The 20,468-nt window shown below is 66.9% G+C and carries 17 protein-coding genes; 8 read left to right on the top strand and 9 right to left on the bottom strand.

Annotation, left to right across the window (positions count from 1 at the left end):
- The first annotated feature begins 67 nt into the window (after nt 1–67).
- The 3 genes from nadA to AB0I34_RS23780 all read left to right on the top strand — a co-directional run bounded on the left by nadA (nt 68) and on the right by AB0I34_RS23780 (nt 4,644).
- On the top strand, nt 68–1,048 hold the full coding sequence (gene nadA, locus AB0I34_RS23770) for a quinolinate synthase NadA (protein WP_360448450.1): 981 nt from the start codon (nt 68–70) through the stop codon (nt 1,046–1,048).
- The gene (gene nadB / locus AB0I34_RS23775; protein WP_360448453.1) at nt 1,045–2,556 is read left to right on the top strand and encodes an L-aspartate oxidase; all 1,512 of its coding nucleotides are present in this window, start codon (nt 1,045–1,047) and stop codon (nt 2,554–2,556) included. Before nadA ends, nadB begins: the two co-directional genes overlap by 4 nt.
- Nucleotides 2,557–2,766: 210 nt before the next feature.
- A complete protein-coding gene (locus AB0I34_RS23780) occupies nt 2,767–4,644 on the top strand; it encodes a glycosyl hydrolase 53 family protein (protein WP_360448456.1) in 1,878 nt (625 codons plus the stop codon).
- Between the two features lie 27 nt (nt 4,645–4,671).
- Here AB0I34_RS23780 and AB0I34_RS23785 read toward each other — a convergent pair whose 3' ends face one another.
- Nucleotides 4,672–7,446 carry an AAA family ATPase gene (locus tag AB0I34_RS23785; protein WP_360448458.1) on the bottom strand — a complete coding sequence of 925 codons (2,775 nt, stop codon included), beginning with the start codon at nt 7,444–7,446 and terminating at the stop codon, nt 4,672–4,674.
- A gap of 254 nt (nt 7,447–7,700) precedes the next feature.
- On the opposite strand from AB0I34_RS23785, the gene AB0I34_RS23790 reads away from it, so the two are divergent.
- On the top strand, nt 7,701–8,381 hold the full coding sequence (locus AB0I34_RS23790) for a sigma factor-like helix-turn-helix DNA-binding protein (RefSeq protein WP_360448460.1): 681 nt from the start codon (nt 7,701–7,703) through the stop codon (nt 8,379–8,381).
- Nucleotides 8,382–8,400: 19 nt separating this feature from the next.
- Here the strand turns inward: AB0I34_RS23790 and AB0I34_RS23795 are convergent, their stop codons facing one another.
- From AB0I34_RS23795 to AB0I34_RS23815, 5 genes are all read right to left on the bottom strand, one after another.
- The gene (locus tag AB0I34_RS23795) at nt 8,401–9,336 is read right to left on the bottom strand and encodes a hypothetical protein (RefSeq protein ID WP_360448462.1); all 936 of its coding nucleotides are present in this window, start codon (nt 9,334–9,336) and stop codon (nt 8,401–8,403) included.
- Entirely contained in the window at nt 9,333–9,821 is a 489-nt protein-coding gene (locus tag AB0I34_RS23800; protein WP_360448465.1) for a hypothetical protein, read from the bottom strand. The genes AB0I34_RS23795 and AB0I34_RS23800 overlap by 4 nt, the downstream gene beginning before the upstream one ends.
- Nucleotides 9,822–9,824: 3 nt before the next feature.
- A complete protein-coding gene (locus tag AB0I34_RS23805; protein ID WP_360448467.1) occupies nt 9,825–11,048 on the bottom strand; it encodes a macrolide family glycosyltransferase in 1,224 nt (407 codons plus the stop codon).
- Nucleotides 11,045–11,950 (bottom strand): patatin-like phospholipase family protein, encoded by a 906-nt coding sequence (locus tag AB0I34_RS23810; RefSeq protein WP_360448469.1) that lies wholly within the window; start codon nt 11,948–11,950, stop codon nt 11,045–11,047. Before AB0I34_RS23810 ends, AB0I34_RS23805 begins: the two co-directional genes overlap by 4 nt.
- A 124-nt stretch (nt 11,951–12,074) precedes the next feature.
- Nucleotides 12,075–12,779: an SDR family oxidoreductase gene (locus AB0I34_RS23815; protein WP_360448472.1), complete on the bottom strand. Its 705-nt coding sequence runs from the start codon at nt 12,777–12,779 to the stop codon at nt 12,075–12,077.
- Between the two features lie 78 nt (nt 12,780–12,857).
- On the opposite strand from AB0I34_RS23815, the gene AB0I34_RS23820 reads away from it, so the two are divergent.
- On the top strand, nt 12,858–13,241 hold the full coding sequence (locus AB0I34_RS23820; RefSeq protein WP_360448475.1) for a helix-turn-helix domain-containing protein: 384 nt from the start codon (nt 12,858–12,860) through the stop codon (nt 13,239–13,241).
- A 614-nt stretch (nt 13,242–13,855) separates the two neighbouring features.
- On the opposite strand, the gene AB0I34_RS23825 is transcribed toward AB0I34_RS23820, so the two are convergent.
- Together AB0I34_RS23825 and AB0I34_RS23830 are read right to left on the bottom strand one after the other, a co-directional pair.
- Nucleotides 13,856–15,123 (bottom strand): IS3 family transposase gene (locus AB0I34_RS23825; RefSeq protein WP_360448478.1). Its coding sequence is split into 2 segments (ribosomal slippage): nt 13,856–14,850 and nt 14,850–15,123, totalling 1,269 coding nucleotides; the frame shifts between segments, so codons are not numbered across the junction.
- A gap of 48 nt (nt 15,124–15,171) precedes the next feature.
- Entirely contained in the window at nt 15,172–15,474 is a 303-nt protein-coding gene (locus AB0I34_RS23830) for a nuclear transport factor 2 family protein (protein ID WP_360448481.1), read from the bottom strand.
- A 172-nt stretch (nt 15,475–15,646) separates the two neighbouring features.
- Between AB0I34_RS23830 and AB0I34_RS23835 the strand changes: the two genes are divergently transcribed.
- Nucleotides 15,647–16,927 carry an MFS transporter gene (locus AB0I34_RS23835; RefSeq protein ID WP_360448483.1) on the top strand — a complete coding sequence of 427 codons (1,281 nt, stop codon included), beginning with the start codon at nt 15,647–15,649 and terminating at the stop codon, nt 16,925–16,927.
- A gap of 52 nt (nt 16,928–16,979) precedes the next feature.
- Here the strand turns inward: AB0I34_RS23835 and AB0I34_RS23840 are convergent, their stop codons facing one another.
- Complete coding sequence (locus AB0I34_RS23840; protein ID WP_360448485.1) at nt 16,980–18,320, bottom strand: FAD-dependent oxidoreductase; 1,341 nt, start codon at nt 18,318–18,320, stop codon at nt 16,980–16,982.
- A gap of 222 nt (nt 18,321–18,542) precedes the next feature.
- Between AB0I34_RS23840 and AB0I34_RS23845 the strand changes: the two genes are divergently transcribed.
- Complete coding sequence (locus AB0I34_RS23845; protein WP_360448487.1) at nt 18,543–19,871, top strand: BTAD domain-containing putative transcriptional regulator; 1,329 nt, start codon at nt 18,543–18,545, stop codon at nt 19,869–19,871.
- Between the two features lie 58 nt (nt 19,872–19,929).
- On the top strand, nt 19,930–20,451 hold the full coding sequence (locus AB0I34_RS23850) for a hypothetical protein (RefSeq protein WP_360448490.1): 522 nt from the start codon (nt 19,930–19,932) through the stop codon (nt 20,449–20,451).
- The last annotated feature ends 17 nt before the right edge of the window (nt 20,452–20,468 follow it).

The following is a 20,468-nucleotide window of genomic DNA, read 5'->3' on the forward strand; positions in this document are numbered from 1 at the left end:
CGCAGATGGTACCGTCACCCTAGTTATCGCCTATCGAGCGAAAACCTGTCGATGGAAGGACCCCGTCGTGACCGTTGCTCAGAGCACGGCAATCAGCTGGCAGGAAGAGGTACGCCGCCTGGCCCGGGAGCGAGATGCGGTGGTGCTCGCCCACAACTACCAGGAACCGGCGATCCAGGATGTCGCCGATCACGTCGGCGACTCGCTCGCACTGTCTCGCATCGCGGCCAGTACCGACGCGTCCACGATCGTGTTCTGTGGCGTGCACTTCATGGCGGAGACCGCCAAACTGCTGAGCCCTGACAAGACCGTGCTGATCCCCACTGCTCAGGCCGGCTGCTCCCTGGCGGACACCATTGACGCCGACCAGCTGCGGGCCTGGAAGGCCCAGCACCCCGACGCCGCGGTGGTTGCCTACGTCAACACCAGCGCGGCGGTGAAGGCCGAGGCCGACATCTGCTGTACGTCGTCCAACGCGGTCGAGGTGGTGAACTCGATCCCGGCGGATCAGCCGGTCCTGTTTCTGCCCGACCAGTTCCTCGGGGCCCATGTCAGGAGGCAGACCGGTCGGGACAACATCGAGGTGTGGATGGGCGAGTGCCACGTGCATGCCGGCATCAGCGCGGCCGACCTGCGCGCTCAGGTGGCAGCCGACCCCGCGGCCGAGGTTCTGGTCCATCCCGAGTGCGGCTGCGCGTCGTCGGCCGTCTGGCTCGCCGGCGTGGGTGATCTGCCGGCAGATCGGACCCACATCCTGTCCACCGCCGGCATGCTGGACACGGCTCGTGACATGACCGCGAAGACCGCCCTGGTCGCAACAGAGATCGGCATGCTCCATCAGCTTCGCAAGGTGAACCAGAAGACGACCTTCCTGCCGGTGAACCCCAAGGCCTCGTGCCGATTCATGAAGATGATCACCCCGGAACTCCTCGTGCGGTGCCTGCGTGAGGGACGCGACGAGATCCACCTGGCGCCCGAGGTCGTCGAGCGTGCCCGGCGTTCGGTCGAACGGATGGTTGCCATCGGCAAACCTGCAGGTGCTCGATGACGCGCTCCGTCGACGTCGTCGTCATCGGCGCCGGCGTGGCAGGTCTCTCGACCGCGCTCGGCCTGGCAGCCACCCGCGAGGTGCTCCTGCTCAGCGCCGGCGACGGCAGCACACCGTCGGCGCAGGGCGGTGTCGCCGCCGCGTACGGCGAGGACGATCCGCTCGACCACGCGCGCGACACCGACATCGCCGGCGCAGGATTCTGCGATCCTCGCAACGTTCGGGCGCTGGTCGAGGAAGGACCCCAGCGACTTGCCGAGCTGATCGCTCAGAGGGCGCGCTTCGACCGGAACGACGACGGATCCCTGTCGAGAACTGTCGAGGGCGGCCACGGTCATCCCCGGATCGTGCACGCAGGCGGTGACGCCACCGGCGCGGAGGTTCATCGCGCGCTCCGCAGCGCGCTGGAGCTCACCGGCGTTCAGACGATGGACGGACGGACCATCGGCCTGATCAAGTCGGACTCCGGCCGCGTCGTCGGCGTGCTCGTCGAGACCGGCACGGAGATCACCCGGATCCACGCGCGCGCCGTAGTACTGGCCACCGGCGGAATCGGCAACGCCTACCTCGCGAGCACCAATCCGCCGACGGTGCGCGGTGACGGCATCGCTCTGGCACTGCGGGCCGGTGCATCCCTGGTGGACATGGAGTTCGTCCAGTTCCACCCGACCGCACTCTTCACCGGTGAGACCAGCGGTCAACTGCCGTTGGTCACCGAGGCCGTCCGCGGTGAAGGCGCAGTACTACGTGACATCCATGGGCGCAGGATCATGGCCGGCCGGCACCCGCGAGCCGATCTGGCCCCGCGGGACATCGTCGCCCGGGAGGTCGAGGCAACGATGCGCCGGGACGGATCCGACCACGTCTGGCTCGACGCCACCTCCATCGCACCCGACGTACTTCGTCACCGGTTCCCGACCGTACTGGCCTCCTGCGCACGGATCGGGGTCGACCTGCTGTCCGAGCAGATCCCGGTCGCGCCCGCCGAACACTTCCTGTGCGGCGGTATCCGGACCGACCGCGACGGCGCAACCGACGTACCAGGTCTGTACGCCGTCGGCGAGGTCGCCGCAACCGGCGTGCACGGGGCCAACCGGCTCGCCTCCAACAGCCTCCTGGAGGGCCTGGTCTTCGGCCGGCGCGTTGCCACGGCCCTCACCCTCGACCTCCCCGCAACCGTCCACGGTCGCTCACACGACCTGGCGCTGAACCATGATCGCGAACCGGAACGGATCCGCGCGATCCTGACCAAGTACGCCGGTATCCGTCGCGATGGCGCAGGTCTGAACGCCGCTGCGGACGAACTCGAGCCCCTGGGCAACGGACCACTCGCGACGGTGGCGCGATCTGTCATCGCGGCAGCGACCACACGACAAGACAGCCGCGGCTGCCACTGGCGCTCGGACCACCCCCGCACCGACGAGCGATGGAACGAGCATGTCGTCGTACGCCTCAACGAAGAAGGCCGCCCGACTACCCGACAGCTCCTACGCTCGGGCACACACTGACCCCGCTCGAGCGGGCCTAGGCACATGGCCGCCAGGCTCGCGCGTTCCTGGTCGAGCCCGACGGCCCCCGAGGCGCACCGCCGCGGCGAAGTCGGACACACCCGAGGCAAGCTCGTCCTCCGCGTGGCCTCCAGCTCTTGACACCGGTCGTGCTGGGACGGATTCTGTGACCGCTCACAGCTTCCGCCTCGATGACAGGACGCCGCCGTGATGAGACCAACGCATCTCCTCAGATCTGTCACCGCTCTGGTGGTCCTCGCCGCCATCACTTCTCCGCAGCCGGCCGCAGGGATCGGCGGGACAGCAACGATCAACCCGATCGCGAGCGACATCGCGGCCAAGTTCTGGTCGTCGGTCCAGGTGAGTAGTGGCTCGGCCACCGCGGCACTCGCGAAGGATCAGGACGAAGCGACAGCGTGGATCGCCGACAACCGCGGCCCAGGGCAATGGCTGACACTCGATCTCGGCGGAGGGTACGACGCGATCCGCAAGGTCGAGGTCGTCTTCCCCGATGCCGGTGCCACCTATCGCTACGTCGTCGAAGCGTCGAGGGACAACTCGCACTGGGCCGCAATCGCGGACCACTCCCGCAGTACGGTCGCTGCTCGTGGTGCCGTGGACCTGGTCCATCGCGAGGGAATCCGCTACCTGCGGGTCCGGATCATCGGCACCAGTCCCGGTGCGACCGTGGGCATCAGCGAGATCAGAGCGTTCAACTATCTTCGCGACGACCTGGTGAACGGCGCGGACATGTCGTACGCCGACCAGCACCAAGGTCAGAACTTCTACGTGAATCCGAACCCGTCGATGGAGAACATGGGCGCCGGGCCGGATCTGCTGGACGTCGCGGCCGACCGCGGCATGCAATACACCCGGTTGCGCGTCTGGAACGAGCCCCGCGATGAGAGTTCGGGCCTTCCGACCTCACCGGCGTACCAGGGCCCGGACCGCACCGCGGCGGTCGCCAAGACTGTCGTCGCGCACGGCATGAAGCTCGGTATCGACTTCCACTACGCCGACTCGTGGGCCGACCCCGGCAAGCAGCCCAAGCCGCGTGCATGGGCACAACTGACGTTCCCCGAACTGCAGCAGGCCATGGACAAGTTCACCTACGACTACGTACGCCGCCTGGTCCGGCAGGGAACGCGGCCGGATAAAGTTGCTGTCGGCAATGAAGTCATCAACGGCTTCTTGTACGGCAGCGAGGCCGCCGAGATCGGCACGACCAGCCCGCCGTACTTCGACCGGGACAAGGACATCTACCAGTCCCAGCCGGGTGGCGGCCTGCTGTGGAAGTACTGGAAGTCGACAGTGCCGGAGGAGCAGGTCAAGTACAACCAGGCGTGGGATCGTTTCGCAGCACTGATGGCCACCGGCATCAGCGCGGTTCGCAAGGCCTCGCCGTCCACCAAGGTCGAGATCCACGCCATCGTGGACAAGGACCGGCTGGACAAGACCATGGAGTTCTGGCAGCAACTCCTCCCCCGGCTCAAGGCCCGCGGCGTGAATCCGGATGTCCTGGCACTGTCCTACTATCCCGAGTGGCATGGCTCGCCGGACGAGCTCGATCTCTACCTGCACACCATGGCGACGACTCTGGGCAATTACCGGCTCGAGATCTCTGAAACGTCCTACCCGGCATCCGGCGAAGGCGGCGCTCCGATGCCGAACTCCACGTTCCCGCGCACGGTGCAAGGTCAGGCCGACGCGCTCCAGCGCGTGATCCAGGCGGCGAACGACATCGTCGACAACAAGGGCCTCGGGATGCTCGTGTGGGAGCCGGCGGACTGGCAGTCGATGTTCCGCGCCGTACCGGGGATGCCCGGGTACTTCGAGCCGTACGCCTCGATCGACATCTTCGCCAAGAGTGCCGCGAAGAACATCCTGCAGGACAAGGTCTACCTCACCGCCAAGGCAGGAAGTACTCCGCGGCTCCCCCACAACGTCACGGTCATGCGGGTCAAGGACAACGTCGTCCGATCCACGCCGGTCAAGTGGAGCCAACCCGACCCCCAGGGCACCAGATACTCCATCACCGGCCAGACCGCCTACGGCCCTGTCACCGCAATCGTCGACGTGCTGACCTGACCGCCCGGGTCCGGACCGTTTGTTGGATCAGATTGTTGCTGTGGCTGACGTTGCTGTGCTCTGGGCGAGCCTGGTGGAGATCTCTCTGCGAGAAGTGATGCCGAGCTTCGAGAAGACCTTGCGGAGGTGCCAGTCGATCGTGTGTGGGCTGAGGAACAGCCTCGCGCCGATCTCGTGATTGGTGAGCCCGTCGCCGGCAAGCCGAGCAATCTGCGCCTCCTGGGCCGTGAGTGCGGACTGTGGAGCGACGGCGCGCTCGCGTACCCTCCCTCCCGTCGCCCGCAGCTCACGACGCGCGCGCTCGGCGAAGGCGTCAGCGCCGAACTGGCTCAACATCTCGTGGGCGATCGTGAGCTGCACGCGAGCGTCGACACGGCGGTTCTCCCGTCGCAGCCACTCGCCGTACAAGAGATGCGCCCGGGCCAAGTTCACGCGGACCCGAGTCCTGGCGAGCCGCGCGATCGCCTCACGGTAGAGATCCTCGGCAGCGACGCCGTCGCTCAGCAGAGCGCGTGAGCAGGCCTCGGCGCCGAGTGCCCAGTCCGTGCCGCTGGCCCGTGCTGTCTCCGAGAGCTGCTCCAACGCGTCGTGCGCGGCCTCGGGCGAGCCACTGCGCACGGCTGCCTCGATCAGCTCGGCAAGGGCCCATCGCGGCGCGCCGAATTCCTCCTGGTACCTGGCGGCCGCGCGCGCCGCACTCATTGCCTCCTCGTACTGCGCGAGGCCGTTGCACAGTACTGCGTGATGGCAGTTCGCAACCGTGACGCCGAGCCCCTGACCATGGACGGCCCCCTCACTGACAGTCGCATCGATCAGCGCGCGTGCCTCCCGTTCATGTCCACGAGCTGCGGCCAACGCGAGAGCCCCGAAGGGCGGTTGGACGGTCCCGGTCGCAGTACTCACCGTTCGCACTTCCTCGACCACTGCTGCCGCCGCCATCAGGTCACCGGCGAAGACGAGCACCACGGCCGACGAGTCCAGCGCCAGCGGAAGCCCGCTGAGCGCGCCGGTCCGACGGGTGAGTTCTACATGGCGAGTCGTCACCGTCTGCCAGCGCTCGAGGTCCCAGAGATCCGCCGCAATGACCCCCGCCAGCAAGAGCCAGCGCAGCGACTCCTGCACAGGAAGGTCGTCGGCAGAGAAGGTCGTGAGGGCGCTCTCGATCGCCGGTACCGAGGCCTTGAAGCCCTCCGTCAAACGCATCGCCAACGCATCCAGCAGTTCATCGGTGGCACGTGGTAACGGCGACGGCGGCGCACCACGCGCCGCCGTTCCCACCTCCGGCCACCCCGGGCTCCGGGCCAGATGGCCGGCGAAGACTACCGCCGAGACTGCTTCCAGGTAGGTGTCACGAGCAAGTGCTACGTCGAACTGCTCGAGCCGACGAGCTGCGGCAAGCAGCGGAGCAGGAGCGTCCATGCCGCGCCCCTGCGCAAAGGCAAGACCGGCGTGCAGCACATCGATCCGGGCACGAGTCAGCTCGTCGGGCGGATCGATGCCGGCTGTCGCCAGAAGACTCGTCGCCGATCCGAACGACCCGGCCTGGAATTTCGCTTCGGCAGCTTCCAGCGCGCGCGTCGAGCGCCGACCAGGATCGTCGGTCAGCTCGGACGCGCGCTCCAGGAACGCGGCCATCGCCGCCATCCCACCGCGTGCCTGCGCGCGGACGGCCGAACGCTCGAGCTCCATCGCGACGTCCTCGTCAGGACCTGACGCGGCCTGCGCACGATGCCACGCCCGGCGATCCGGATCCACCTCGGGATCGGTCGACTCCGCCAACGCACGATGTGCCGCCCGGCGCTCCGTCGAAGATGCGACCCGGTACGTCGCGGAGCGCACCAGCGGATGCCGGAACCGGACGCGGGCGTTGAGGGTGATCAGCTCCGACGCGTTCATGACCGCGGCGTCGACGTCGACGCCCAGAAGCTCGGCCGCCCGTCGCAACAGCCTGACGTCACCGACCGGCTCGGCGGCCGCGACAACCATGAGCGATCGAGTCTCGACCGAGAGCGACTCGATCCGGCGGACGAACTCCCGCTCGATCTGGCTCGAAAGCGGCCGCGCGTCCGCTTTCGCGAGGCCGGCGGCCACTTCCGCCCCCGTCCATCTGCGCGGCAGTTCGAGAATGGCCAGCGGGTTGCCGCCGGCCTCGGCGAGGATCCGATCGCGCACCCGCAGGTCAAGCGGACCGGTGACGACGGAGTCCAGCAGTCTTCGGGAGTCGCGCTCGAGCAACCCTCCGACCGGCACTTCGGGCAGCCCGGCCAGTGTTTCGTGCGACACGGGTTCGCGGATGGCGAAGACGAGTACGACGGACTCCGCGAGCAGCCGGCGGCCGACGAAGCCCAAGGTCAGTGCCGATGCCTGGTCCAGCCACTGCGCGTCGTCGACGAGACAGAGCAGTGGCTGGTCGGCTGCTGCATTGGCGAGCAGGCTCAAAGCGGCGAGGCCAACCAGGAACCGGTCGGGCGTAGTGCCCGACCGGAGTCCGAACGCCGCACCGAGCGCATCTCGTTGAGGCTCCGGAAGGTGGTCCAGACCGGCAAGCAGCGGAGAACACAGCTGGTGCAGCCCGGCGTACGACAGTTCCATCTCCGACTGAATGCCGGCCGCCCGCACGATCCGGCATCCGTCCGACCGCTCGATGGCGTACTTGAGGAGTGCGGTCTTGCCGATTCCCGCCTCGCCCCGCAGGACCAAGGCCGCACTGCGCCCCGCCTTGGCGCCTCGCAGGAGGTCGTCAAGGACTCGACACTCGTCTCGTCGCCCGATCAGCCTGGCGCCCGACTGGCCAGGTGCCACCGGTCGAGAGTACCTGCAATCGCATCCGGGTCGGTACGCCTCCGGACCGGCCGATGACATGTCAGGGCCGCAAGCAACAGAAGGCACGACCGAACCGGAGGCCACGAACCTCGTAGTCGCACAGGGCCACGTGGCAGAAAGACCCACGTGGCAGGCCACGAGCGCCCGGGGGCGCGCAGACAGGGGCGACTGCCGGACTGTGATGACTGACGCATTTCTGCAGTACCTGCCGGACCGGGAGAAGGGCCAGGAGGATGAGCGTTGGTGCCGCGACAGCGAGTTGGGAGCGCGAGAGACCCGCCGCAGTCCTCGATGGTGCGGCTGAGTCTGCCGACGGTGATCTCGACGAGGCCCTCGCTGTCTTCCTCGGCGAGCGAAGACGACTGACAGCGATCGCGGCCATGATCCTGCGCAGCGTCACCGAGGCCGAGGACGTCGTACAGGAGGTCTGGCTTCGCTGGCAGAAGACGGACCGGGCAACCGTCTGCAACGCACGAGCACTTCTGGTGACGATGACGACCCACTGTGCCATCAATGTCCGACGGTCGGCCAGGCGTCGTCACGAGGTGTACGGGTCGTCAGTCCCGGATGCGGCAGACCCGGACGCCAGTCCCGTGACGGACATCGAACAGAGCGAGGCTCTCGAGGAGGCGGTGATGCTCATCCTGGCAAGGCTCACCGCCAACGAACGCGCGGCGTATGTTCTCCGGGAGGCCTTCGACTATCCCTATGACCAGATCGCGGAAGTCCTCCAACTCGGCCCGGTCTACACCCGCCAGCTGGTCTGCCGTGCTCGGCGGCACCTCGCCACCGATCGGACCGCGATCGTCAGTCCGGACCGGCACCGACGCTTCCTTCAGACGTTGATCGACGCGACCCGGGGCGGCAGCCTGACCCGCCTGGAAGATCTGCTGGCCGCGGACCTCGCAGGCTGAAACGGCGGTTGTCCCGCACTCACGCCGCCGTCGTCCGATCAGCGCTCGCGGCGCAATAGTCGCGAATGAGGTCGATCACGGTGTCGGTGGTGCGATCGAGGTGACTGCGGCCGTCGGGCAATGTCGCCGTTGGACTGATGTAACTGCGCGGCCCGACGTGAGTCGCCGGATCGAGCGTTCGCACCGTGACCTTTCCGGCACGTACCGCGCGATTCCAGCCACTACGGCGCAACAGCCGCCACCGCTGCGGGAAGATCCACGTCCCGACCCGTTCGATGCGATCCTTCGAACTCGTCAGCTGGTACACGTGCTCGACCAACGACAACTCGTTGGCGCCGTTGTGAAAACCGCCGAGCATGATCACCAGGACGGGAGCGCCCAACTGGCGGTGGACTTCGTCAACCGCGCCGGTGGAGACCTGAGCGCCCCCGCTGTAGCTGAGAAGTACCACCGGGATGTTGCTGCCGGCCCGATACCCGGCCAGTCGAAGCTGAACGACGATCTGCTGACCGACCGCCCGGTTGTACAGGGGCCGGTACCGGCGGTCGGCCGCCACAAAGGTCTGCATGACGTTGTGCAGGAAGAGCAGCAGACCTGCTCGACGACGCAGCCACGCCCACACCGGCCGATCAGCGAGCGGCGCGGCCAGCGGCGAGTAGGGCTGCACCTGACCCAGCACCCGCAGCTCCGGCGCCCCGGCGATCACGGCCTGGACGAGTTGGCCACCGTCCCGGGTGTCACGGAACTGACGTTTCCCGATGCCGTCGAGATAGACCAGGTACGCCGCCGGCGGACGATCGGGTGCCGCTCCACGGGCGTACGGCAGACCCTCCGGCAGCTCCGAGGTCGGAACCCTCCAGCCGACGCTGTACGCGAGTACCTCGTACCGGGCCAGCACTCCCTCGACGATCAGAGCCAGACCGATCCCACCGAGCAAGAGCATCAGACTGTTCATGCGACGGACTCCCCCACCCCGACAGCCAGCGCCCTCGCGACGAGTCGTCGAACCACCTCGACTGCGCACGCGAGTCCGAAAGCAGCAACAGCCAAGCACCCCGCTGCGGCGGCCCAACTCAGGCCGCTGGACGCGGCCAGCGGTCCGGACAGGCTGGCGCCGACCGCGGTCAGAAGCAGCACGTGAAGCAGCGGACCGAGCCACGGAAACGCCAGGATGCCTGCGAGCACCAGTGGTGCGATGAGGGCCGGTGTCCAGACGAGTCCGGCAGTGTCGGGCGCCGGATCGGACCGCAACAGTCCGGCAAGTGTCCACGCGGTCCGAGGCCACAAGGCAATCACCGCACTCTCGATCAGGGTGCCGGTCAACAGCAACCCGACGACCACGGGCCGGGACATCCCGGGACGGCGCGAGACGAGAGGCAGAACGCGTCCGGTCGCCTCGGACAATCCGGCGATCAGCAGCAGCACCACAACAGGCGACATGAGTCAGGCTCGCCGTGAGGGATCGACCGGCGCTTCGCGATCGACTGGCCCGGCCGCTCGCAGATACTGCTCGAGCTCGTCGGCGGCCCGACGGAACCCACCCGGCTCACGCTCGGCGACCTGCAGGGCCACTGCCGCCGTACGGAACGTGGGCTCCTCGAGAAGTTGGCGTGCGAGTTTCCGCACGAGGGCCTCGGTGATGTCCTGGTTTCGGATCGTCAAACCCGCCCCGAGCTCCACGACCCGGCCGGCCACCAACGGCTGATCGGCACCCTGGGGAACCACGAGCATCGGGATGCCGGCGTACATCGCCTCGTTGACGCCGTTCATGCCGCCGTGCGTCACGAACAGCGACGCGCGAGCCAGCACCTCCGGCTGAGGGACAGAGCGACGTACGAGAACGTTCGCGGGCAGCGGCGTGAGCGCGGAGGGATCGGTCTGTCCAGTTGCGACGACCACTGTCTCGGCCAGAGACGCGAGCGCGGTCGCGAGCGTGCGGAGCAGCTGCGGCTCCGCTGTGAACACGGTGCCCATTGAGATGTAGGCGACCCGGGACTGCAGTCTGTCGATCGGGAACGACGGGTCGGGCGGACGAGCCCCGATGCTTGGTCCGACGAAGCGGAACGACTCGTCAAACTCTTCGGCAGCCGGCTGAAACGTCCGGGAGGTGTAGACGAGATTGAGTGCCTGACGAATGTTGCCCAAATCAACCAATGGCAGCCCGCGCGCGGCGAAGCGCCGACGTAGTTCCCACCGGGATCGCACATACCCCTTGACGTGGACCGGATGAGCCGCTGCCGCCAGCAGCAACCTCCTCGACAGCCCGGTCGGGCTGGGCGCCTGCCGATTGAACGCGAAGGTCGTGAACGACGATGCCACCGGCACGTCGAGCTCCCGAGCTGCTATCGCACCCCACAGACAAGCAGAGTCATGGACGATGAGATCGGGCTGTATCTCACGCAGCTCACCGAGTACATCGGGCAGCACTTGTACGGCGGTGCGCGCCAGCCCGTCCAGCAACGCAATCGGCGTGGGCGGATCGGGCAGCGCCTGATCGCCGCCGGCGTAGCACCGTACCGTGGCGCCGGCCCGTTCGACCTGTGGCCTGAAAGCAGGCGAGGTGTGGTAGCTGACCGCGTGACCACGTCGGACCAGTTCGGCGACGATCGGAAGGGTCGGGTTGACCCGCCCGGGCATCGCGATGTTGAGGAAGGCGATCGTGCTCATTGACTCGTTCCTGTCTCGGCGCGAGCCTGCGACGGCTCGGTGTCAGGGTCGACTCGGTACAGCCCGGGGCCATCGACCTCGAGTTCCTCGAGAAAGCGCTCTGCCGTGACCGTCGCTGTGGTGATCAACCGCTCTGAATGCCCGAAGTCCCACGGGGCCGGCCATTTGTCGACGCCGGTAGGCAGCACGACGGTAGGGATGTGTTGGGACACATCGTGCAGATCGGACTCGATCTGATGGTGCACCTGGAGTACGGCGGCCCTCGAGGCGATCGCACCGGCGCGGCGGCGTGGTGTCACCGGCGGCAACGGCCAGCTCGCCGGCCCGGTCGAGAGAACCAGCACACTGGCCGCCCCCAGCGCGTAGGCGGCCCGCACCGGAACGTAGGCGATCAGACCACCATCGACAAGAGTCCGGTCGTCCCGTACCACCGGTGGCAGAACGCCGGGGATGGCAGAACTCGCCAGCAGCGCAGACTCGAGGTCTCCGCAGTCGAGCCGAACCTCGGCACCGGACGCGAGGTCCATTGCGACGGCGGTGAACGGGATCGACAGATCGTCGATCCGGGCCGGCAGCTCGGCACCTGCGATCAACCGGCGCAGGCCACGATCGGAGAACAGACTCGCACGCGAGGACAGGTAGCCGAGTGGGAACACCTCACGACGACGGAGATGAATCCACACCTCGTCCAACCGTGCTGCGGCAGAGGCGGGATGCGCAGCGGCAATGGCACCGGTGAGGGCGCCGACCGACGTACCAACGATGAGGTCCGGGACGAATCCGCGACGTTCCAGCGCGTGCCCGACGCCGACATGGGCCGCGCCGAGCACACCACCACCGCCCAGGACCGCGGCGACCGGACGCGGCAGCGCCGCCAACCCTCCACTGATCATGCCCTGCATGGCCCACCTCGTGGCGCTGACTGACTGACTCACTCACAGAGGAAGACCGAGTACCTCCCCTCTGTGTGACACATCAGCGGCCGAACGCTTCGAGCGACAGCTGCCACGCCAGCGAGGTCGTGGGTCAGGCGGTCTTGTGGCGGGCTCCGCCCTCGAGGTGGATCGTCTCTCCCGAGATGAAGCCCGCGTGAAGGAGCCACATCACCGTGTCGACGACGTCCTCGGTCTCGCCGTGCCGTCCGACCAGCGTGCCGGCGGCGCTCTTGCTCAACAGGGCGGCCTTGTTGTCGCCGAGCCGGTCCCAGGCGCCCGAGTCGACGACACCGGGCGAAATGGCGTTGACCCGCACCGGGGCGAGGTCCGCCGCCAGATGGCGAGCGAGAAACTCGACCGCGCCGTTGGTGGCCCCCTTGACCAGTGAGCCCGGCCCAGGCCGCCAACCGACAATGCCGGAGAACAACACGATCGATCCAGCCGGCCGCAACACCGCAGCGAACTGCTTCGCAACCAGCATCGGTCCGATCACCTTCGCCGTGAACGCAGCCACCAACTTGTCCTGGTCCAGGTCGACCGCACGAACGTCGTGCGGCGCAGAGCCAGTCATCACGATGTGATCGACGCCATCCTCGAGCCGTGCGGCCGCGGCGGCGATCGTCGTCTCGTCCTGCAGATCGATGCGCAGCGCGGTCGCACCGATCTCGCTCGCCAGGGCGTCGGCGGCCGCCAGGTCGCGTGCGCCGATCACCACGTCGTACCCATCCTTCACCGCACGCCGCGCGACCGCCGCCCCCAGCGCCCGTGCACCACCGATGACCAGGATCCGCTCCATGTGTGTCACTCCCTCTCGTAGGATCGGATCAACGGTATGGATTTGATACCGGTATCTTCAACGGAACTGGGAGCACCCATGGGCAAGGCGTACAACGTGATGGCAGCCAGCTGCCCGAGCCGTACGGTGCTGCACCGCATCGGCGCCCGCTGGACGGTGTTCGTCGTCAACGCCCTCGCCGACGGACCGCGTCGCTTCACCGACCTGAAGTCCCACATCCAGGGCATCACGCCGAAGGTTCTGACCGAGACCCTCCGCTCCCTGGAAGTCGACGGTCTGATCAGCCGGCACGAGTACGACGCGAACCCGCCGCATGTCGAGTACGACCTGACGCCCTTGGGACGCTCCCTCCTCGTCCCGCTCCTCGCCGTACGGCGCTGGGCCGAACAGCACGTCCCCGACATCGAAGCCGCCCGAGCCCGCCACGAGAACGTGATCGCCACCACCGACCAGTCCACATAGACGACGACGCTGATCCGTGCCACAACTGGATGCCGTCGGCCCGGAACGGCCAGGGTCGCGTGGTCGCGTCCACCAAGGCCGGACAGTAGGTGCCCGACCAGCTGGCGGCCGTCTCCTGGAGCAGCCGCCGTAGCCGCTCGTACGTCGTGTCGGAGCCTGCGGATCGTGCTGGCGAATGGCGTACCGCCCGCCCCGCAGCACCAGTTCGACGAGCCGATCTCCACAGAGCAACCAACTGAGCGAAGCCGCCCACCAGATCCCCCGGCAAACCGGACAGGACGGTCGGTGACGCGGGCCGCCAGTCGAAGGCAACCACGCTCAGCCAGCCGTAGTCCGTGTTCAGATCCTGCTGGCGCGCCGCATGCCAGGTGTGCCAGTCCTGCTCGAGGTCGGAAACGGCTACACAGCCGACAGGAGATCCCGTGCGAAGGGGACCCCGAGCAGGTGCTCGGGGTCCCCAGATGGGATGGACCGCGCAGGAGCCTCTGGGGAAGAGGGAATCAGGTGCCCGGAGCGATCGCACAGGCCGAGACACAGACCCAGGTGCCCTCACGCTTCTGGTACGCGTCCGTGTACAGAGCTTCTGAACCGTCCCGGGTTCGATGCACCCTCGGTTACGTGAGTGCGACCGGTTGGTCGTCTCGGGTTCGTGCATAGTAGTGGGCCTCGGCTTCGGCGGGTGGGCGTCGGTCGAGGCGGTGCATGAGCCGGCTGGTGTTGTACCAGTGGACCCAGTCGGCGGTGATGGTCTCGAGGGTGCTGAGGCCGGTGAGGGGTCCGCGGCGAAACGGTGAGTCGTCGCGGATGCATTCGGTCTTGTAGAGCCCGATGGTCGTCTCGGCGAGGGCGTTGTCATAGGCATCACCAACGGTCCCGATCGACGGGCTGAGACCGTGGAGTTGCAGGGTCTCGGTGAGGTGCACCGACGTATATTGCGACCCGGCGTCGGAGTGGTGAATCGTCTTGTTCTGCAAGGGATTTCCCTGCCTGGCGCGGAAGGCTGCGGCTTGGGCGATGGCGCGTTCGACGAACGCGGTGTGCTTGCTGGTGGAGCATTCCCAGCCGACGATCAAGCCGGCGAAGGCGTCGATCACGAACGCCGTGTAACAGAACCCGGCCGGCGTCCGGACGTAGGTGAAATCGGCGACCAGGAGCCGGTTCGGGGCCTCGACGGCGAACTGCCGGTTGACCAGGTCCGGTGCCCGGGTCGCGGCCGGGTCCGGAATCGTGGTGCGGACCTTCTTGGCTCTGGTCGCGCCACGCCAGCCGTTGCTGCGCATCAGTCGCTCGATGGTGCACCGCGCCACCTCGACACCTTGTCGCCGCAGATAGGCCCACATCTTCAGCGACCCATACAGCGACTCCGGTGGGCGCCGGCCGTGCTCGTCCGGCTCGTAGTACCCGGCCAGTAGTTGGGTGATCGTGGTGTCCCACAGGGCCCGTTTCGACGGTGCACGCCGGGCCCAGGCGTAGTAGGTTCTCGGGGCGATCTGGCAGCCGTGCGCACTCAGTGCGGCGCAGATCGAAGCGACCCCGAACCGGGCCTTGTGCTCGGCGATAAACGCGCAGATCACCGCTGTCGCGGGTCGCTCTCCCGCGCGAAGAAACTCGTCGCCTCCTTGAGGATCTCGATCGTGCGTTCCAACTCGGCGTTCTTCCGCTTCAGCTCACGGATCTGTTGCGCCGACTCCGACGCCACCCCATCGGCCCGACCGGTGTCGATCTGAGCCTGCCGGACCCAACGGCGCAACGTCTCAGACGTCATCCCCAACCGGGCCGACACCGCCCTGATCGCCGCCCACTCAGAGTCATAGTCGTCAACATGCCCGATGACCAGACGAACCGCCTTGGCCCGGGTCTGCTCGTCGTACTTGCTCGGCATGACTGCCACCTTCCCAACGAAGGAGGTGTGCATCAAACCCGGGGTGGTTCATTCCTGCTCCGCGCCATCGGCGAGCATGGTGTACGTGCTGCGACCGTGGATCAACGCAACATCGCTGAGGATGCGGACCTTGACGTCGTGCACAGCGAGATCCTTGAAGGGCCGCGGCTTGGCGATGTACTCGAGGAACTCCTCACGGTTGCGGGTGACGCCCGGGGTCTGCACGACGAAATCTTCAGCAAGCAACTCGCTGAAGCGCGTGGCATCGCTGGCCTGGTCGGCCTCGACATAGTCGAGGTTGAGCCGTTCGAGGATCGCCAGATCCTCGGGCGACTGCTTGGTGTCGCTCAATTCCTACTCCTTCTGTGTGCGGTCCAACGGTCGTTGCAGGTGTGCACAGCGACCGGCGTCATCGTGCAAGTGATCAGTGTTCGATCCGTGGCGCCGTCTTACCGATGCGTCGAAGAGCCAGCGAATGTGCGGAGTTGTTGGTAAGACTGCGCGACGGATCGACGCTCATCAGATGGACGACGACTTCGCGGTGTTCGGGACTGGAGAGAGGCACAACTCGATGCAAGGTGTGAGCCTGGCGATCAACCTGGGCCGCCGGGGCAGAACGCGCCGGCTGGCGTTCGTCTCCGCGGTCGTCTCTCTGATAGCCGTGTTTGCTGCGGTGGGCTCGACCATCCCGCTTTTCAACATCTACCGGGCCGAGGACGGGTTCACCAACGCCGACATCTCGCTGACCGTCGTCGCCTACTCCGCCGCGACTCTCAGCACGCTGTTGGTGCTGGGACGACTGTCCAATCATGTGGGCCGACGGCCTACCGCGATCGCCAGCCTCGGACTGCTCGTACTGGGTTGTCTGCTGCTCTTGAACGTGCACGTCATCGGCGTCCTGATCGCCGGCCGGCTCCTGATGGGCCTCGGCGCCGGGCTGGCCAGCAGCAGCCTCACCGCCTACATCGTTGACGCCGCACCGGCCAGGCCGACCTGGCTTGCTTCCGTTGCTTCCAGCCAGACAGTCATGCTCGGTCTCGCCGTGGGTGCCATCGCCTCCGGTGCCTTGGTCCAGTTCGGCCCGTGGCCACGTGACCTCATCTACCTGGTTGTCATCGGCCTGCTCTTGCTGTCTGCCTCACTCGTCGCCATCAGCCCAGAGACAGTGACTCCGACGCCGGGCGGTTGGCAATCACTGCACCCCAGCGTTCGCGTACCGGTCCGAGTCAGGCATCTGCTCCCCGTCGCGGCCGCGGTGCTCCTGGCCACCTGGGCGACCGGGGCCTTCTACCAGGCCTTCGTGCCCGCTCTGGTCGCAGATCAACTTCACACCAGCAACTCGCTCGTCCTCGGACTGGTGTTCGCCGCTTACATGGGCCCGAGCGCTCTGGGCGCTCCCCTTGGCGGCCGATTCTCACCGGCGGCAGCTCAGCGCCTCGGCATGATCGCCTTCCTGGCCGGATGGATCGGCCTGATCACAGCAATCAGCACCGGGGCGTTGCCGTTGTTCATCGCCGCCACCGTCATCGCGGGAGCTGCTCAGGGCATCGCCATCAGCGCCGCCACCCGTGGTCTGCTGTACGGCAGCACCCTGCCCGACCGGGCACCAACCTTCGCCGTGGTCTATCTCCTCAGCTACAGCGGCGCGACCGTTCCCAGCCTCATCTCTGCCCAACTCTCCACCATCTTCGCCCTACCGCAGATCGCCCTCGGATACGGCGGACTCGCCCTCGTCGCCACGCTGTTCACCGTCTTCGCAGCACGCAACCCGCACACCCAAGACGACCAAGAACAACTCGAGTAACCGACTTCGGGTGCCAGGTTCCGCCCTGCGATCCAACCGCTGATCCCCTGCGTCAGGCCGAGCGGGTCGAACTGACCGTGGCCTCCTTGGCTTCGGTCTCGAACGCCTCCCGCGGACTCTGGACCGAAGCCAGCGAGACGATGTCCCGACCGTAGAAGAACGCGATCAGCCAGACGGCGAGAACCCGGAACTTGCGGTCCCAGGTCGGGACGGCAAGCACGTGGTAGCCGCGGTGCATCAGCCACGCCGGCAGGCCCTTGATCACGATGCCGCGGTACTGGAAGATCCCCTTCCCCAGGCCGAGCGTCGCGATCGCGCCGAGGCTGCGGTGCACGTAGTTCCGCGGTTCGCGGCCGCGTAGCACCCGGACCAGGTTCTTCGCCAGCCGCTTGCCCTGCCGGACGGCATTCTGCGCGTTCGGAACCGTGAACGCACCAGGCACCGGTGACGCGAGGTCGGGAACGGCGGCGTCGTCACCCGCGGCCCACGCGTCAGGCACGATCTCGTCGTCGGTGCCGATCCGCAGGTCCGCGCGAACCTGGACCAGCCCCCGTGGAGTGTGCGGCAGATCGGTGTAGTTCCGGAGCAGTCTGGTCGCGGCATTGCCCGCCGTCCACACGACCAGCTCCGAGTCGAACGTCGTACCGTCCGACAGCACGACATGCCCGTCCTCGGCCGAGTCCATCGTGGTGCCCAGGTGCACATGCGCGCCACGGCGTTCGAGCATCTTCACCACCCACCGGCCGGGCTTCTCGGTCACCTCCGGCAGGATCCGCCCGGTCGCCTCGACCAGGTGGAACGCCAGGTCGTCCACGGACAGCTCCGGGTAATGCTTGACCAGGGCCTGCGCCAGTGACATCAGCTCGGCGAACCCCTCCACCCCGGAGAAACCACCGCCGACGAACGTGAACGTGAGCAGCCTGCTCCGATCCCGGCCCGGCGGCAGACAAGCCGCCTCGTCGAACGCGGTCAGCACTCGGTCCCGGATCGCCACCGCTTCCTCGACGTGCTTCAGTCCGATCGCGCGATCGGCCACCCCGGGGACATCGAACGTCCGGGTCACCGCACCAGCGGTCACCACCAGGACGTCGTACGTCATGGTGAAGTCCGACCCCTGCGCCGGCCGGATGACGACCGTCCGCGCCTGGTGCTCGATGTGGTTGACCATGCCGGCAACGAGCTTGGTCCGGTGCAGGTTGCGGCGCAGCGAGATCGCCGCGTGCCGCGCCTCGACCGAGCCGGCCACGACCTCGGGCAGGAAGGGCTGATAGGTCATGTACGGCCGTGGATCGACCACGACCACCTCGGCCTCATCGCGCCGAAGCTTCTTCTCCAGCTTCCACGCCGTGTAGAACCCGGCGTACCCACCACCGATCACCAAGATCCTGCGCACCGACTCACCCTCCGTCCCTTCACTCCACCAGTCGAGAACCAGCAGATACCCGATTCGTGCCATGACCTGGCCTCGATCTTTCGGGGGTTGGTTGGTCACATTCGGCGACATCTGTGGCGGTATCCCCCGCATCCCACAGAAGCCAGACGATGCAGGTCAGCCGTCGTGTCATCCAGTGGCAACGACTTGCGTGGTGTCGTACGCCAGGGGCAGGCTCGTCCAATGGAGTTCCGCCTGCTTGGATCCTTCGAGGCAATGGATGCGGGCCGGCGTATCCCGCTGCGGCTTCGCCGGCAGGAGCGGTTGCTGCTAGGCATTCTGCTTCTCAATGCTGGACGTACAGTCTCGATCGACCGGCTGACCGATCTGCTGTGGGACGGCGAGCCGACCGCGAACGCACGGCATGCGGTCCATACCTACATCGGACGGCTGCGGAAGCTGCTCGCGTCGTACGACGTCGAGATCGCCACTCAAACCGATGGCTACGAGTTCAAGCTTGCCGACCACTTTGTTGATGCCCTGAAGTTCCTCCAGTTGGAGCGCGACGCCGCTGCGACGACTGATCTCGCCGAACGTGCGCGGCATGCGGGCGCAGCGCTCGCCCTGTGGGGTGGCCCTGTCCTGGCAGATTTGACGACTCCGTCGCTGCGCTTGCGAGTCGGCGCGACTCTGGAGGAATCCCGGCTGACCACAGCGGAGACGTGGGCCAACATTCAGCTCACCATGGGGCACCACGACCGCGTGATACTCGAGGTCGCTGGACTCGCGGAGGAGTATCCGGCCCGGGAGAGGTTGGTCGCCGCGGTCATGACCGCTCTTTACCGCGCCGCTCGGCAGGCCGATGCGTTGCACCTTTACGACCGTGCACGAAAGGCACTCGCCGAGGAGCTGGACGTCGAGCCTGGACTCGAGCTCGAGACCGTATATCAACGGATCCTCACGAAGGATGTGCGACTGGAGCGACCGGCCGCCCCCATCTACGCCGTACTGGTGGGTGAGTTCTGGTTGCCGTGGAGTGTTGGCGGCCACCCAGCTCTGGAGTTCTGCAACACCTATGCCGGCTGGGGTGGACCGCGCAGTCCCGGCGCCGAGTGGCTCCGTGGATATCCCACGCTGGCCGTTTGGGCCGGCCATCAGGACTTGCTGGACGACGCAACCATCACCGACCTACTCAGCGACGCACAGCGGGATCCACTCACTGCGGCGGCCGTGCTGGATGAGGCGCGCAAGCTGCGCGGATGGCTGTACACCTGCCTCACTGATCCTGGGGAGCCTCAGGCCTTCGCCTCTGTCGCGAGGTACGTCGAAGAAGCCGCGCAGAACGCAACGTTCGGCTGCCGGTCGAACGGCGTTGCCCGGTGGAGTATCAACCGCGACATCGGCCTTCGAGCGCCGATTCTCGCCGTCGCGCAGTCCGCGGGTCAGCTTCTCGCCGATCCTCGGCGACTGACCGTCTGTGCGTGCTCGAGTCCACAGTGCGGATGGCTCTTCATCGACGAGACCGGCCGACGCCGCTTCTGCAGCGTCGCGACCTGCGGCGATCCCTCATGAGACGACGGGATGCGATGTGGTGAGTTCGTGGTGAGCTGCCGCCGCCACCCTTGTCGACATGTTCAAGCGAGTCTTCTTCCTAGCCATACTCATCCCACTGCTCCTGGGGGCGACACCGGCTCGAGCGACCACAAGTGGTGGCTGGGTGCCGGCACCGTCAGCGCCGTTCGACGCACCCGCCGGCACTCGGTGCGACTTCCCCGTCCATGCCGAACCGGTCCTCGACGAGGTAAAGACGCGAGTGCTTGCCCGCTATTCAGACGGCTCGACGAAACGCGAGGCGTACGTCGGCGACTTGATCTTCGACGTCACCAACCTCGCCACGAGCAGGACCATCCGCGTTGACATCGGCGGCAGCGCGCTCGTCGACTACGCCAGAGGGGGAACACTGGAAAGGAACTCCACCTGGCACTTGGTCGGACCGGCGATGTTCGGCTTTCGCGAGAACGGAGGAAACCGTCCGCGCGGGATCTACGTGTTCGACGGCATCTTCCGCGTCGCGTTCGACGCCACTGGGGTCAAGACCGTAACCCGGTACCAGGGTATTGAGCGCAACCTGTGCGAGGAACTCCAGAGGTGAGAACACCGCGCCTGGCG

This window comes from Kribbella sp. NPDC050281, from assembly GCF_040655855.1.
GTDB lineage: Bacteria > Actinomycetota > Actinomycetes > Propionibacteriales > Kribbellaceae > Kribbella.